Below are 16,301 nucleotides of genomic sequence, written 5' to 3' on the forward strand. Positions count from 1 at the left end.
GTTATTTTTAGATGTTTGACATTCATTTCTTACGATAATATACTTAGTACACCTAATTAATTGTGCATCTATTTAATTGTACTGCTATTTAATAGATGTCCTATGATGTTGGATGTCTATGGAATGATAAAGAAAGAAGGAGGGACCCATTATGACTGGTATAGATCCGGTCGCTCAGAAGCTTTTGTACTCCATTATGCAGTTTAATAAAGGCAAATGGAGGCAACATAAACCTCATGGGCGCAATCACAATGAAATTATGGTGCTGGGTTGTTTACTCCACGGGATGCATCCGGGAGAACAATTGAACTGGCAGGACAATCCGCCTGATTTCAATGACACGATCGAATCCAATCATCCCGGGATGAAAGTCTCGGAAATCAGCGCATTGCTACGAGTGAAGTCACCGACCATTACACCCGTTATTCGTGGCCTTGAAGATGAGGGGCTGGTCAAACGGACGATGGACCCGGAGGATCGCCGTGCTGTCCGCATCACGATTACTGAAGCAGGTCGTGAAATTATTCGGGCTGCTCACCAAGAGCGCATGGAAATATTCAATAAGTTAGTTGAGCATTTGGGTGAGCAAGACAGTACTCAGCTGGCTGAGTTGTTGACAAAGGTATACACCTTTTTTGATACATTAACTTCCTTGCAAAAGGATGATTCGACAAGAGGAGATGATACGCCATGATGAAACTGTTTAGCATGCTGAAGCCATACCGAATTCCGATTATTTTCATTCTGGTGTTGGTACTGTTTCAGTCGCTTGCTGAATTGTACCTGCCTACGTTAATGGCAGATATTGTGAATGACGGCATCATTAAAGGGGATATCCCGTATATCTGGCAGATTGGTGGATGGATGTTGGTCATTGCGATTGGCGGAACAGCGTGTTCGGTGATTGCCAGTTATCTCTCATCTCGAACAGCGGGTGGATTTGCCAAACAACTGCGGAGCAGAGTATTTCGCCATGTGGAGAACTTCTCTCTCCAGGAGTTCGATAAGATGGGTACTGCTTCACTGATTACGCGTACGACGAATGACATCACTCAGGTACAGAATGTACTTACAATGATGCTGCGAATGATGATTATGGCTCCGCTCATGTGTATCGGGGGTATCTTCATGGCGGTATCTCAGGACGCCAAATTGTCTACGATTTTCCTGGTCGTGCTTCCGGTACTGGGTGGAGCTATTGCGCTGATTGGTGCCAAGGGTTTACCTTTGTTCAAAACCATTCAGAAAAAGCTGGACCGTCTCAACCTGGTGCTGCGTGAGCAGTTAACAGGGATTCGGGTTGTTCGTTCATTCAACCGTGGGGAGCATGAGAAAGTGCGCTTTAACGGGGCCAACACAGAACTGAGAGATTCATCGATCAAAGTTAATGTGCTCATGGCGACCATCATGCCTGTGATGATGCTGGTTATGAACTTTTCGATGATTGCCATCCTTTATTTTGGTGGAATGCGGATCGACAGCGGCAATATGAATATCGGTGCATTGATTGCCTTCATCCAATATGCAATGCAAATCATGTTCTCACTGATTATGGTTTCGATGATCTTTGTCATGATTCCAAGAGCTTCAGCATCGGCAGAACGGATCAACGAAGTGCTTGATATGCAGCCGGATCTTAGCAATCCCGAGCAACCTCGTGGTATGAAATCCATGCAGGGTATGATTGAGTTTGACAATGTAACTTTCCGTTATCCGGGTGCAGAGAATCCAGCTTTGTCCGATATCTCCTTCACAGCTCGCTCAGGTGAGACAACAGCCATCATTGGCGGTACGGGTTCTGGGAAATCGACATTGCTCAGTCTTATTCCACGATTCTATGATGTGACCGAGGGCAGTGTTCGGGTAAATGGTACGGATGTGCGTGAGCTTCGGCAGGAAGATTTACGTGCCAAAATTGGCTTTGTACCACAAAAAGCAGTTCTCTTCACGGGTACAATTATGGAGAATATTCGTCACGGGAAAGACGATGCCACAATGGATGAAATTGTGCATGCGGCCCGTACGGCTCAGGCGGAGAACTTCATTACCGAGATGAAAGAGGGATATGACAGCCTTATCGCACAAGGTGGTAACAACGTATCTGGTGGACAAAAGCAACGTCTGTCCATCGCTCGCGCACTTGTTCGCCGTCCGGAAGTTTATATCTTTGATGACAGTTTCTCTGCTCTTGATTTCAAAACGGATGCTAAACTTCGTGCTGCGCTGAAGTCCGAAACGACAGAAGCGGCTGTGCTAATTGTTGCGCAGCGCGTAAGTACAGTAATGGATGCCGATCGCATTTTGGTTATGGATGAGGGCCGAATTGTCGGTTCAGGAACACATAAAGAGCTGCTGGAGCACAATGAAGTGTATCGCGAGATTGTATCCTCCCAGCTGACAGAGGAGGAGATCGCATGAGTGAACGTACAGAACGCAAGTCGCCTCGTCCCCATGGTGGGCCGGGTCCAGGTCCCGGAATGGGCATGCGACCTCCCGCTGAGAAAGCAAAAGATTTCAAAGGCACACTGCGTCGCTTGATTCGTTATCTCCAGCCCCATAGTTCTCGTCTACTTGGTGTGCTGGTTGCAGCCATTTTGAGTACCGTATTCAGCATCATCAGTCCAAAAGTTATGGCAGAAGGAACGGATATACTCAGTAAAGGCGCCATTGCCATCCTCCAGGGTGTACAGGGAGCCGGGATTGATTTTCCTGCATTGATGAAAGTATTATACCTGCTGGGCGGACTCTATCTGTTCAGTGCTGCATTTATGTATGTTCAACAATACCTGATGGCCGGTGTGGCCCAACGTGTTGTGTATGACATGCGTGAGCAGATCAGTGCGAAGGTTGGACGTCTTCCTTTGAAATATTTTGACTCCCGCACAACTGGGGAGACACTTAGCCGTGCCACGAATGACGTGGACAATATCAGTAATACACTTCAGCAAAGTTTGGCACAGTTCATTACGTCCATCGTCACAATTGTCGGCGTAATTATCATGATGCTGACGATTAGTCCATGGATGACACTGATCACGATTTTGACGTTGCCACTCAGTGTGGTTGTTGTCATGCTGGTCGCTTCCCGTTCGCAAAAGCACTTTGCGGGTCAACAGAAATCCCTTGGGGAACTGAACGGTCATGTCGAAGAGATGTACACGGGACACAAGGTTGTCAAAGCATTTGGACGCGAAGAACAATCGGTACAGCAATTCGAGAAAGTCAATGAAGAACTGTATGAATCCGGTTGGAAAGCCCAGTTTATCTCCGGTATTATTATGCCGCTCATGAGTTTTGTCGGTAACCTGGGTTATGTACTGATCTGTGTGGTTGGTGGGATTTTCGTTACACGCGGATCGATCTCCATCGGGGATATTCTGGCCTTCACGCAGTACTCCCGTCAATTCACACAACCGATTAACCAGATTGCTAATATCTCCAATATCATTCAATCAACGATTGCTTCGGCAGAACGGGTATTTGAGCTGCTGGATGAAGAGGAAGAAGTTCCGGAGTCCAAACAACCCGTGCAACTACAGCAGCCTAAAGGTGCGGTTACATTCCAAGGTGTTAATTTTGGATATAAAGAAAATGAACTGCTCATTCATAACATGAATATTGATGTAAAACCGGGACAGACGGTAGCCATTGTTGGACCAACGGGAGCCGGTAAAACAACTCTGATCAACCTGTTAATGCGTTTCTACGAAATTCAGGATGGTCGGATTACGATTGACGGTGCCGACATTAAGGACATGGAGCGGGGCAAGCTGCGCAGTCTGTTCGGCATGGTGCTTCAGGATACCTGGTTGTTCAACGGAACGATTCGGGACAACATCGCCTATGGTCGAGAAGATTCTACGGAAGAGGATGTAATCAAGGCAGCCGTTGCGGCACATGCGGATCACTTTATCCGTACACTGCCTGATGGTTATGATACGGTGCTGAATGAAGAGGCGTCGAACATCTCTCAAGGGCAGAAACAGTTGCTGACCATCGCAAGAGCTATTCTGGCGAACCCGGCCATCCTCATTCTGGATGAAGCGACGAGTAGCGTGGATACACGGACTGAAGTATTTATCCAGAAAGCAATGAATGATCTGATGAAGGATCGCACAAGCTTTGTCATTGCACACCGTTTGTCTACCATTCGCGGCGCTGATCTGATCCTGGTTATGGATCATGGTAACGTGATTGAACAGGGCAATCATGATGAATTGATGGCGAGTCAAGGTTTCTACGCGGATCTGTACAATAGTCAGTTTGCGGAGCAGCAACCGCAGGCGATCTGATTACAGATGCAACTAACAAGAATAGCCGAGAGCATCCCTAGGGGTGCTCCCGGCTATTTGTCGTATATCCAGAGGGTTGACATTAGGATATGGATTGTTTTATTTATTGATCCTTAGACTCCTTCGCAGGTTCATCAGTGTCGTTGCTAGAGACAGACTTCACTTCTACCTTCACGTCGTCGCTGTTAGCTTCCTCCAGCGCAGACGGAGCCGGTTCACCCGGAATTAATTCGCGCTGCTCAATCATACCTTTCACAACCTCATAACAGTCATCCACATGTTTGTTACCAACATAGCGCATGGCTGTGAAGCTGAGTGCGGCAGCCAGTCCCTGTCCTGCAAATGGAACAAATTTGGCGACCGATTTGGTGGCTACGCGTACGCCGACTCTTTTCAGAACCTGTACCACCAATTCCTTGGTGATCATACGACCGATGACTTTGCTTCCGATGGACATGACGAATCCATAGATCATGGATTTGGTCTCGGGGTCCATGCCGTCCAGCTGTTTTTGTGATAATCCGAATTTATTGTTAATGGCAGGCAGCAACTGCATCAGCATCCCCACATCAGCCAGTACGTCTGTACCGGGCAGCGGAACGAGTGTTGTACCGGCGGAAGCGGTAGCTCTTTTGCGAACCATGGTACGGCATTCCTTGCGAACTTGCTCCAATTGTTCCAACGTTGCCGGAATCATAGGGAATCCCTCCATTCGTATATGGTATAGATATAACCGTTTTGACTCGATTTGAATGGGTTCTCACCAGCAAAATTTGCAGCCTTATGACATTAAGGTGCGGAGAAACCCTCATTCTCATGCATAAATCTGGTTAAAAAAGGAATTGGTTTATGGATAAACGGGCCATCTAGCTATTACGAATTGAATGAGGATTAGGATGCATACCTTATTGGGAAACATATTCGGAATCATGATGAGTGCTTAGCGAAGGGCTTGTTGTTTACGGCTTCAACCTTTGTGGGTAAAGGTTAACAAGCATTGGAATGGAGGAAGAGGGATGGAATTTAACAAAGCGTTGTTAATTCATCATCATCATTCGGGCAAGGCCAATCGTGAGAATACAGTGGGCCTTGTGGCTGGTGTGCTGGCTCCCGCTGTCCATGAACTTGTCATTGTGCGTACGGATGAAGCTGGTGAAGGAGAGAAGCTGTGTCGTGAGCGCGGGGAACAATTCGATGTGGTGTTTATCCTGGGTGGGGATGGCACGGTGCATGAATGCGTGAATGGACTGGCCGATCTGCAACATCCTCCGTTGATTGGTATATTGCCTGGAGGCACGTGTAATGACTTTGCGCGTTCGCTCGGGATTTCACCGGATGCAGAGACTGCGGCACAAGAAATGCTGGCAGGTCGGGTGGTATCCATTGATGTTGGACGGGCTAATGATCGGGTGTTCACGAACTTTTTTGGCATTGGCTTGATCAGTGATGCTTCGCAGAATATTAACGAGAATCTGAAAGGCGCGCTGGGTAAGCTTAGTTACTTCATCAGCACGTTACAGACAATTAGTCATACAGAGCCGTTTCGATACCAACTGGAGGCGGATGGGAAAGAGATGGAAGGCGAAGCTGTGATGATCTACGCAGCCAATGGCCGTTTTCTGGGAACGAATGCCCTGCCCTTTGCACCGGATGCGTTGCAGGATGGCGAACTGGACGTGCTCATTATTCATGAGACAGGCATTCCGCTGCTGCGAGAGATTCTGTCGCACAAGCCGGAGGGAGATTGGCAGCCTCAGAGTGAGAGCATTTCATACTTCAAGACATCTACGTTAAAAGTGAAGACAGATGCCCCAATGTCAGCCGACACGGATGGCGAATTGTATATGAAGACACCCGCCGAGCTGTCGGTGCTCACGGGTCATCTGAAGTTTCTAACCGGGGAGGGTTATTAAATCCCCCGGTTTTTTGGTTTGATTTTGGCTGAACGGAAACTTAATTATTACCTACCTGATCTATCATATGACGTTGCCTGAACTCATCCTCCAGCATGCTCATCTGAATGGCATCATGGTATTGATGATTGTAGAACAAGACATCCCGCTTCACACCCTCGCGCTGGAATCCGAGTTTCTCATACGTGCGAATGGCTCGCTCGTTGAAGGCGTACACCTCAAGCTCGATTCGATGCAGGTTACAGATGCCGAAGCCGTAGTCCAGCATAAGCAGTAATGCCTCGCTACCGTAGCCTTTTCCTTGATGCTCCACCCGATCGATGGCAACCCGGATGTGTGCACTGCGATTCTTGGCATGCATGTCCATCAGGACGACATCTCCGATGATCTGGTCATTTTCCTGTAAAGCAATAAGTAGCATGAGTCGGGTGTCATCTTGTGCAGCACTCTCAACATAACGTTCAACCTGAGCGCGTGTGAAACTATTCTGTGTTCCCGTCAGCCTGCGCATCTCGGCGTCAAACAGACCGGGGAAGTAAGCCTCCACATCTGTAATCTCGAAAGGACGCAGGTATATGCGCTTTGTTTCCAGCAGACGGGGGATGCGTGGGGAAGGATTTGAATGTGACATAAGTTGTTCCTCCTAAAATGTGATGGAATAAGGGGTCAACATTCCGGACATCATCTTGTGCTGCTCATAGACAAATGTATAGTAGGGTCTTTAGTTCCGCTTAACTGCTCCATCCAGAAATAGCGCCACAAGTTCCCGTGCAAGTTCCTCAATGCTGCCGCCATTCATGCTGCGCACATCTTCGCGGTTCGCGAGCATGAGCAGTGACGTAAATGCATGGGCAAGCAGCATGGGACTGGCAACACGCAAATAACCATTGTCCATCTCCTGCTTGAAGTGGGTCGCAAGCACTTCGAAGATCTGAACCTCAGCTTCTCGAATCTGGCTGAGTTGCTCCGTATTCAGATGTTTCTCGGCTTCTCGCATCATGCTCTCCGTCTCAATATGGGAGTGTTGCATCTTCGCTTGCGCAACCTTGATCAGCCGCTCTTGTAATGTGCCGGGTTCATCCAGGCGGAGCGAAGTCTGCTGCATGCTCATCATCATTATGCGGGTAATGGCAACGGTGAACAGATCGGCTTTGCTGGTGAAGTGATAATAGATTGATGCTTTGGTTACATTGCATAATGAAGCAATCTGTTGGAGAGAGACGGGTTCATACCCATATTCCATAAACAGACGTGAAGCTGTCATCAATATGTTGGTTTGGACAGATGCTTGATCGGCACCCGTTTTGGGTCTGCCCGGTGACCGGGGGATGTTTGTTTTTTTGCTCATAATCACTGACCTCTTTACGTATTTAATCGCTGGCTAAGCATGTTCACAAATTAGGCATTGCAAAATTAACCTTCCGGTATATATAATTAAATCAATTATACTATGACCCATGGTTCATTACTACACCATCACATAAATAGGGCTTCATAGAAACAGAATAGGGAGATGAAGAGACAATGCAAGAAGGTTCGGGTTATGGCCGCTGGGTTGCTGGCAAACGAAGCAAATGGATTACACTGTTGGTATGGATCATTATCGCCGTTGTGCTTGGCATGGTATGGCCTGCTGTTGGTGATCGTGAAACTAATAACGCGCAGGATCTAAGTGAGTCCAAACCATCGGTTCAGGCAGCTGCACTTGCCGAGAAGGAATTCCCTGGTGGTGAAGGACTGCCCGCGTTAATCGTATGGCGTCAAGCAGGCGGTCTGACAGATGAGCAGATTCAGAACATTCAGGCATTAACGGAGCGACTGGATCAAGATCCGGTAGAACAACAACAGTCCGTTGTGCCACTCTATCAATTGCCGCCACAGGCGTTGAAAGGCCAGCTTTCGGAAGACGGAAGCACCCTGGTTATGCCGCTTTTCTTCAATGAAGGTGCCGATGCAGAACAATTAGAGCAAGGCATTGAAGCACTTGAGCAAAAAACACAAGACATCTTCGGGGCAAACCCGTTCGATGTAGCTATAGATGATGCCAATACACTGATTGCTCGTGTAACAGGGCCAGTAGGGATATCCATTGATGCGAGCGGACTATTCTCTTCCGCCGATGTATCCTTGCTTATCGCTACGGTTGTACTGGTATTGGTGCTGCTGCTATTGATCTATCGTTCGCCAGTGCTAGCGATTATCCCAATTATTGCGGTTGGATTCGCGTATATGGTGACCAGTCCGATTCTCGGATTCATGGCGGATCAAGGCTGGATTACGGTGGACGCACAGTCAATCTCAATCATGACTGTATTGTTATTCGGAGCAGGAACGGATTACTGCCTGTTCATGATCTCCAGATACCGCCAAATTCTCTACCATGAGCCGGACAAAAAGAAAGCCATCTTCCAGGCCATTACGGGATCTTCCGGCGCCATTGCCATGAGTGGATTCACGGTCGTTGCAGCACTACTGGTGCTGTTGCTGGCTGAATATGGTGCGTATCATCGCTTTGCCGTACCGTTCAGTCTGTCCATCTTTATTATGTTTATTGCAAGTCTGACACTGGTTCCGGCGCTCTTGGCGATCTTCGGTCGGGGTTCATTCTACCCGTTCGTACCACGTACACATGAGATGGAAGTCGAACGTGCGAAGAAAAAAGGCAAACCGGCTCCTGCCCCGCGCAAAGTGAAGGAAAGCTGGATTGGCCGTGTTGTAGTAACGAAGCCATGGACCGTTCTTGCAATTACGTTGGTATTGCTGGGAGGACTGGCGGCATTCTCTACTCAGGTTAAATTCACGTATGATCTGTTGTCTTCCTTCCCGGAGGATGTACCTTCCCGCGAAGGTTTCACCGTCATCGGCGAACAATTCTCCCAAGGTGAGCTGGCTCCAGTGAAAGTGATCATTGATGCCGAAGGTAAAGAAACTGATCTGAAGCAGCGGCTAGAATCGCTGGATTACATTAGCAAAGTAGGCGATGCCCAACAGGGTGCCAAGAATGCTAACATTACGGCTTATGACGTGGAATTTAATCTGAATCCATATTCCATGGAGGCGATGCAGCATATTCCGGATCTGCGGGCTACTGCGGAACAGGCGCTTCAAGATGCTGGAGTAACCAATGTGGACAGTCAGGTCTGGATTGATGGTCAGACGGCTGAACAATATGATATTGAAATGGCAGGAGAACGGGATGCCAAGATCATTATTCCAGTGGTCATTGGCATGATTACATTGTTGCTGCTATTATACTTGCGTTCTGTTGTAGCTACAGCGTACCTGATTGCAACGGTTGTTCTCTCGTATTTCTCTGCACTGGGTCTGGGTTGGATCATCATTCACTATGGACTTGGAGCAGATGCAATTCAGGGAGCGATTCCGCTGTATTCCTTCGTATTCTTGGTGGCATTGGGTGAAGACTACAACATTTTCATGATCTCAAGCATCTGGCAAAAACGCAAAACGATGCCGCTTCGTCAAGCCATTAAGGAAGGCGTCGGTGAGACGAGCTCCGTTATTACCTCTGCGGGCCTGATTCTGGCAGGAACCTTTGCGGTACTTGCGACTCTGCCGATTCAAGTATTGGTGCAATTCGGAATTATAACGGCTGTTGGTGTGTTGTTGGATACATTCCTGGTACGTCCGTTCATGGTTCCGGCAATCACCACATTGCTGGGCAAATGGGCCTTCTGGCCAGGCAAGTATATTCCGATTGCTGAGAAGAATGAGAAGAAACAGAAACAGAAACAAAACCAGTCCATGTAATGCATGGATGGGGTGAGATGGACGGCGGGGCTTCAAGCCTGCTGTCCATTTCTTTTTGCACAACAATGGCACGGAATTGAGTTGGACGGGTCTGCTCCTGAGATGGAATGGTGGAACTGTAAAATATCCGCATGATGAGGCGTGATCCTTGTTTTCTTTGCATGGGGAAGGTTTACGTAGCCAAGGGTTATGGGACATAATAGAGAGAGCGTCGGCCTTGGGGCAGACGGATGATCAACATCAATGGGACAACCAGGGGAAGGATGAAAGCAAGCATGACGAACCAACTTAATGTGTATTTTAACCATGACGGCGGCGTGGATGACCTCGTATCGCTGTTCATGCTTCTGCAAATGGACAATGTACATGTAACCGGTGTATCGGTTATTCCGGCAGACGGATATCTGGAGCCAGCAACAGATGCCAGCCGTAAAATCATCGATCGTTTCGGTACATATTCCGTAGAGGTATCCAAATCCAACTCCAGAGGGAAAAATCCATTTCCTGCGGCGTGGAGACTGCATTCCTTCTATGTAGATGCACTTCCTGTACTGAACGAGTCCGGCAAAATGGAAGCACCACTTTCTGCAGTTCCTGCACACCAGCATCTAATCGAGAAAGTGCGCAATACCGAAGGTAAAACGTTGCTCCTGTTCACAGGCCCACTGACTGACCTTGCGCGTGCACTGGACGAAGCACCAGACATTGAAGAGAAAATCGACAAGCTGGTATGGATGGGTGGTACATTCGAGCGTGGTAACGTAGAAGAGCCTGAGCATGATGGCACAGCAGAGTGGAACGTATTCTGGGACCCGGAAGCGGCTTACCGTGTATGGCAGAGTGGTATCCAGATCGATCTGGTTGCACTGGAAAGCACGAACAAAGTACCTCTGACTCCAGCCGTTCGTAACCGCTGGGCAGCAGAGCGTCGCTTCGAAGGCGTTGATTTCCTGGGTAACTGTTACGCAGGTTGTCCGCCACTGGTGTACAGTGAGACAAATTCCACATACTATCTGTGGGATGTGCTGACAACGGCTTCCGTTGGACGCGAGGACATCGTGAAGAAAAAAACCGTAAACTGTATTGTTATCCCGGATGGTCCTAGCCAGGGCCGCACGGTGGAGCAAGCAGACGGACGTCCAGTACAACTGGTGTATGATACCGATCCGGAAGCGTTCTTTACGTACATGACGGATTTGGGTAAAAAAGCTGCTCCGCAGCGCTATTAATTCAGGCAGCCTCAGGGCGTGCCAACATTAAAGGTACAAAAATAAAGCCGCAGGCAGTGGTCAGGGTATGGGGTTGAACCCCATGATCCCTTCCCTGCCGTGCGGCTTTTTGTTTTGGGCTGATATCTAACAATCTAAGCTGCACGTTATATTTTAAATCGACTAATTAATCCGTTCAGCTCACTGGACAGTACCCGCAGAGATTCAGCGGATGCACTCATCTCATCCATGGATTGCAGTTGGCTTCCGGTAGCATGAGACACCTGTTGGATACTTGAAGAGGATTCGCGTGAGATATGTTCCATATCCTCCACGGAAGCGGACACTTCTTCTGCACTCGCAGACAGCTGCTCAGATGCTGCGGATACTTCGTGCAGACGTTCATTCATCGTCTCAATCCCGGTATGAATGGATGTGAATGAACGGCCTGCCTCCTGAACAACAGCGAGACCGGATTGGACTGCTGATGTGCTGGCAGACATATGCTCTGACAACAGGGCAGTCTGGCGTGTCATCTCGGCGATCAGTTCGGTGACATGCTGGGACGATTGCTCTGATTCCCCCGCAAGCTTGCGAACCTCTGAGGCAACCACCGCAAACCCGCTGCCATACTCTCCTGCCCGAGCCGCTTCAATACTTGCATTAAGTGCAAGCAGATTGGTCTGTGAAGCGATGCCTTTCATCAGGTGTGCCACCGACTCAATTTTACCTGAGTACTGCTCCAGCTGAGAGGTGGAGGCCACCATCTGCACATTTGCTTGATGAATTTTGTCCATGCTGTCCATCGCCGTGTTGATGTTGGCTTGACCTTGCACCGCGTTATTGGTCGTTTCCTGTGATACATCCGCGACCATAGAAGAAGAATTCGCAATGTGCTGCATGCTGCGCGTGATCTCTTCCATGGCTACCGTAACTTCGCCCGCACGAGCTACCTGTTCGGCAGCTCCACTGGCCGTATGATTCGTATGCTCGGCAATACGCTGACTGGCTTCTGCAGTCGCCTGTGAATGTTTCGATACACCTTCTGCAGCCTGTAGCAGAGAATCGGAGCTTTGACGGATGCCCGTCATGACATCACGGGTACCTGTAACCAGATGTTTGAACTCGGAAGCGAGCTGTCCCACCTCGTCCTTGCGACTAAGTTCAACGTTGACGGTCAGGTCGCCTTTTCCTACCTGGGTAATTAACTTCTTCAACTTCACCAATGGTCGGGTCAAGTAATGGGCGAATCCATACACCAACAAGACACTCAGCAGAACAATAGCCAAGGCTGTCCAGATCATGGTCATACGGTTGCGGGACATCAGTTCATAGACCGCAGTGGAGTCCAGATCTGCACCGACCAATCCGAGTACTTTCCCGTCATCTCCATGGATTGGCACATACGCAGTAATGGTAGCGCCATATTCATCCTGTGTGAGTTCACCCCGAGTAGGCTCATTCTGTTCAAAAGCTTGCAGCATTCCTTCATAATGGGTCTCTTCTGCGGAGCCGTAAGGGGAGAAGTCATCCTCTGCCACATCCGCAGCAGCCCCATCTACAACGTAGAAATATGTATTTGTTCCATTTTCTTCGCGTGTACCAAGGGTGTACAGATACTTGAGTCCATTGGCCTCGCGCAGCTGACTAAGCTGCTCACGCAATGTGCCGTAATACGCTGTCTCGTCCTGTCCGGTACTGAGTGGTGCATACAGAGAGGTGTCAATTAATGCAGCAGCCCGTTCAGCCACAGCCTGTGCCTGCATCCCCATGGATTGTTCGACCAGTTGAGCCGATGAACGGTACATGGTAATGCCAAGAACCGCACCCGCAGCCAGCATCAGACAGGAAAAAAATAAAAAGATCCTCATAAACAAACTGTTCATTGGTAAAAGTGTTCCCCCTTGATCTGTTGAATCAATCGTCTCTTTGTCTCTTTACTTGGTGCTTGTCGTTCTTGTTTGGTTCGTATGTATTGTATATCAAATATACAGTTTTCTACTTGAAATATCGGCATCTGTTCGATAAAGAATTAGCCCCCGAGTCAATTTGATCCGGGAGCTAGTTTCGTTTCAATCCTATATTGACCATGCCCATCATTGGGACACACCCGATTGTTACTACTTAGAGGGGCTTCACATGACTGAGTGATTACGTCATTACATCGTTCCGCCGCCCTGGCGAACAGAGGCAGGAATCTTTTCAGGTCCCTGATTAATATATTTATTGATAAAAGTACCTACCTTGGCATCGTCGAATTGGTCGAGTTTCATCGTTTTGGTCCATGCGGTCACCACGACTTCACTGCCTTCGGGAATATCCTTGTTTGGTACAGCCAGAATACCTGCTCCGGCTTCGCGGAATTTAGCGAGGTATTTCAGATGTTCCTTCAAATCCTCGCTTGCGTTCTCCCGATAATAGATGATGATATCCCCGTGCTCCAGATTGTGTACCAGGTAATTATAGCCGGGGAAGTCGGTGTAAAATCCAAACTTGATATCATGCGGATTATGCGGCCCCGATGTTGGAATTGTCATCTCATACTGAATGGGGTCCTCCGTATGGTCAGCCCCATAATATTTATCGTCAGTCACGTCGATTGTCGCGTTGGATTCCAGATCGGCTACATTATATGTTTTACCTGCTCCTTGCATGAAGAACAGGCCAAACGTAATAATCGACACAGCCATCATTACATGTGCAGCCAGCCGAAGGGATCGACTTTTTTTCTGGATGTCCGCCCGCTCTTTCTTTTTCATGTGGCCCAGGATTTTTCCCTGTGTGCGCGATGCCCAGATATAGGCGGCGATGGAGAACAGCAACACGATTACACCTACGAAGAGCCACAGGTAGGATGTACCTACCTCGTGCTCCATTTGCATATGATTCATATGAGTCATGTCCATAGAGAGTTCCTCTGCTTTCTTTATAAAATGAGTGACATAACACTACGTGATGTAGTGTTGATGGCAAAGATGAATCATCTTATTACGTAACGGGAGTTGCTGGATTAGTTTATTACGTAAATAAGAACACACCTCTAGCACTACACATTATAGTGTATGATACATGCACAGTGCAATGCTGCCTTGGGAAACTAAAAAAGGCGTCCCCCACGTGAGCAGGGAGCGCCTTATATAACTCTAAAGAGTCAGAGGAATCTATATCTATTGGAATAGAAGCGAAAGCGGTCGCCTTTATCTCCAGATTTTCACCTTTGTAAAAGTGAATTAAAAAAATCTGGAGATAACAGCGATCGGCAGGTTTCTGTCATCGAAATAACAAGTGTTTACAGACGGCCAAACGGCGAAAGCATCAGCCGGATCAGTCCAATAATAACCTCACCCAACAAACGATACAGAATAAAGAATACGACCACATTGGCGATGAGTACACTGTACATACTGTCGATGGCTGCTTTGGTACGATTCAATGGATATTGGAATAGCACCGAGTTTAGAGCGACAAATATGATGATATACGAGACCACAAGCAAGGCGATCGCGATGGAATACGAGATGATAATAAACAGATTCGCCAGAACAAGGGATACGACAGCAGGAACAAGCAATGTACCGAACTGGGCAACCAGTGTTTTGGGACGGAAGGTTATTTTCTCAATTTTCAGAATAGTGTACATCAGTGCAATTGAGGCTATCAGGATAATGACGGTGAACAATAGCGGCCGGATAAATCCACCAATGAACAAGCCATCCATGCCTATACGACTAAAGGTAATTAAGAAGTATGTAGAAGATAGGACTGCAATCAGCGCCATTGTTAGCCATCCGTTTAGTGAATGCTGGTCACCAACGGTTTTCATCGTCTGATAAGGACGGGCTAATACACTGAGGAAATAGGATAGGTACTGTTTGCTTACTTCTTTGGCTTGCTGAACTTTCTCATTCTGCACGATATTATTCCACTGATTGGAGCTGTTGTCTCCCGCAGAAGCATGGTCATTGGTACCTGTTGATTCTCTCGCCTGTTCCTTGTGGATGGAGACGGATGGTGTGTTGGATGGAACGGATGCCTGGGAAGAGGTAGCCTGCGTGCTGGACCAGCGAGTATATTCGGGTTCTGAAGCAGCAGCAGATTCCGGGTTCTTTACAAGTGAGGGTGAAGAGGTAGTTCGCGTTAGATTAGTTCCGCACCTCTCGCAAAACTGGGCATCTCCATTTTCATGATTACATACTGGACATTGCATGGGTTAAGCCTCCAATTTCTAGAAAATAAAAACATGTCAACATTGTGTCTCATTTTAACGGTTGTTGACGAAGTTTGTCTATGTTTCGCAGGAATTAATACCCTTATAGGGAAAGTTGAAACGAAGACTCGATTACTGTGTATTAAAACGAAGTTTAGAAGTAACAATAGTATAGGACTGACATGCAGGCATATTAATGTAAATTTACTGTGGTTTAAGACGAATTGTTTTTGGAGGTAAATGTCTTATCGTTCGCTTCTGTGTGTGATTTACATGTTAAGTATATCTTTTGGGTTGCTCATTTCAGAAGATTTATGTATAATCAATCGTGTTAACACGTCGAATGTACGGTAGTAAGAGATGTGGGTGAGTTCATGGAACTACTGGACAGCAATGAGAGTAAGAAGAAGATGTGCCAGTATTATAACGAAATCTCGAAGGAACTGTTCGGATTTGGCACCACTCTCCTGAGAGTGACCATTGACCAGAACATTGTGACCTTCTACGCGAAGCACCGACGTTCACCGCGCTCTGACGCCCTGGAAGGGGAGGCCCCCGGCTTAAAGCTGGAAGTGGACTTCCGCATGTCTGTCTTATATAAGAAGAAATTCCGGGAGAAGCTCGAGCAACACATGGGTTTGCCAATTGAAGCTATATTGCGGGATTATGATGCGTCCACTCAGTGGGCTATCACAAATGTGATTCTGGAACAGGCCTAAGGATGGATCGGAAGGATAGATTCTTGTTGATGCATATGGAGGTTATGACCCGGATTCATGACCAGGTTCCGTACAATTTCATATGATGGCGTTTGTCTTCGGATTGATTCTGAAGCAGAAACCGATGATGTACCGGCAGCGGGTGTCGCTTTCCTTTGTTTACGAAGAAAAGTGTTCTTGTTTATACAAGAATG

13 protein-coding genes are annotated in these 16,301 nt (G+C 47.7%); 7 read left to right on the plus strand and 6 right to left on the minus strand.

Annotation, left to right across the window (positions count from 1 at the left end; all coding sequences use genetic code 11):
• Positions 1–151: 151 nt before the first annotated feature.
• The 3 genes from IFU39_RS21905 to IFU39_RS21915 are packed head-to-tail and all read left to right on the plus strand — an operon-like array spanning position 152 to position 4,292.
• Positions 152–694 (plus strand): MarR family winged helix-turn-helix transcriptional regulator, encoded by a 543-nt coding sequence (locus IFU39_RS21905; RefSeq protein WP_074092645.1) that lies wholly within the window; start codon positions 152–154, stop codon positions 692–694.
• On the plus strand, positions 691–2,418 hold the full coding sequence (locus tag IFU39_RS21910; RefSeq protein ID WP_192134843.1) for an ABC transporter ATP-binding protein: 1,728 nt from the start codon (positions 691–693) through the stop codon (positions 2,416–2,418). The genes IFU39_RS21905 and IFU39_RS21910 overlap by 4 nt, the downstream gene beginning before the upstream one ends.
• A complete protein-coding gene (locus tag IFU39_RS21915) occupies positions 2,415–4,292 on the plus strand; it encodes an ABC transporter ATP-binding protein (RefSeq protein WP_091012677.1) in 1,878 nt (625 codons plus the stop codon). Before IFU39_RS21910 ends, IFU39_RS21915 begins: the two co-directional genes overlap by 4 nt.
• Positions 4,293–4,395: 103 nt before the next feature.
• On the opposite strand, the gene IFU39_RS21920 is transcribed toward IFU39_RS21915, so the two are convergent.
• Positions 4,396–4,989 carry a hypothetical protein gene (locus IFU39_RS21920; protein ID WP_192134845.1) on the minus strand — a complete coding sequence of 198 codons (594 nt, stop codon included), beginning with the start codon at positions 4,987–4,989 and terminating at the stop codon, positions 4,396–4,398.
• A 319-nt stretch (positions 4,990–5,308) separates the two neighbouring features.
• Between IFU39_RS21920 and IFU39_RS21925 the strand changes: the two genes are divergently transcribed.
• The gene (locus IFU39_RS21925; protein ID WP_091012681.1) at positions 5,309–6,205 is read left to right on the plus strand and encodes a diacylglycerol/lipid kinase family protein; all 897 of its coding nucleotides are present in this window, start codon (positions 5,309–5,311) and stop codon (positions 6,203–6,205) included.
• Between the two features lie 40 nt (positions 6,206–6,245).
• Here the strand turns inward: IFU39_RS21925 and IFU39_RS21930 are convergent, their stop codons facing one another.
• Complete coding sequence (locus IFU39_RS21930) at positions 6,246–6,836, minus strand: GNAT family N-acetyltransferase (RefSeq protein WP_192134847.1); 591 nt, start codon at positions 6,834–6,836, stop codon at positions 6,246–6,248.
• 90 nt (positions 6,837–6,926) lie between these two features.
• On the minus strand, positions 6,927–7,553 hold the full coding sequence (locus tag IFU39_RS21935) for a TetR/AcrR family transcriptional regulator (protein WP_192134850.1): 627 nt from the start codon (positions 7,551–7,553) through the stop codon (positions 6,927–6,929).
• Positions 7,554–7,729: 176 nt separating this feature from the next.
• Here IFU39_RS21935 and IFU39_RS21940 point away from each other — a divergent pair, with 176 nt between their 5' ends.
• Both IFU39_RS21940 and IFU39_RS21945 read left to right on the plus strand, forming a co-directional pair.
• Entirely contained in the window at positions 7,730–9,973 is a 2,244-nt protein-coding gene (locus IFU39_RS21940) for an MMPL family transporter (RefSeq protein ID WP_192134852.1), read from the plus strand.
• A 275-nt stretch (positions 9,974–10,248) separates the two neighbouring features.
• Entirely contained in the window at positions 10,249–11,202 is a 954-nt protein-coding gene (locus tag IFU39_RS21945) for a nucleoside hydrolase (RefSeq protein ID WP_017691781.1), read from the plus strand.
• A 146-nt stretch (positions 11,203–11,348) separates the two neighbouring features.
• Here the strand turns inward: IFU39_RS21945 and IFU39_RS21950 are convergent, their stop codons facing one another.
• The 3 genes from IFU39_RS21950 to IFU39_RS21960 form a co-directional block, all read right to left on the minus strand.
• On the minus strand, positions 11,349–13,067 hold the full coding sequence (locus tag IFU39_RS21950) for a methyl-accepting chemotaxis protein (protein WP_149846842.1): 1,719 nt from the start codon (positions 13,065–13,067) through the stop codon (positions 11,349–11,351).
• A gap of 273 nt (positions 13,068–13,340) precedes the next feature.
• Entirely contained in the window at positions 13,341–14,072 is a 732-nt protein-coding gene (locus tag IFU39_RS21955; RefSeq protein WP_188310507.1) for a DUF3105 domain-containing protein, read from the minus strand.
• Between the two features lie 398 nt (positions 14,073–14,470).
• A complete protein-coding gene (locus IFU39_RS21960) occupies positions 14,471–15,388 on the minus strand; it encodes a zinc ribbon domain-containing protein (protein WP_149846840.1) in 918 nt (305 codons plus the stop codon).
• Positions 15,389–15,762: 374 nt separating this feature from the next.
• On the opposite strand from IFU39_RS21960, the gene IFU39_RS21965 reads away from it, so the two are divergent.
• Complete coding sequence (locus IFU39_RS21965) at positions 15,763–16,107, plus strand: Na-translocating system protein MpsC family protein (RefSeq protein WP_017691786.1); 345 nt, start codon at positions 15,763–15,765, stop codon at positions 16,105–16,107.
• The last annotated feature ends 194 nt before the right edge of the window (positions 16,108–16,301 follow it).

Source organism: Paenibacillus sp. CFBP 13594 (assembly GCF_014842675.1).
GTDB classification, from domain to species: domain Bacteria; phylum Bacillota; class Bacilli; order Paenibacillales; family Paenibacillaceae; genus Paenibacillus; species Paenibacillus amylolyticus_B.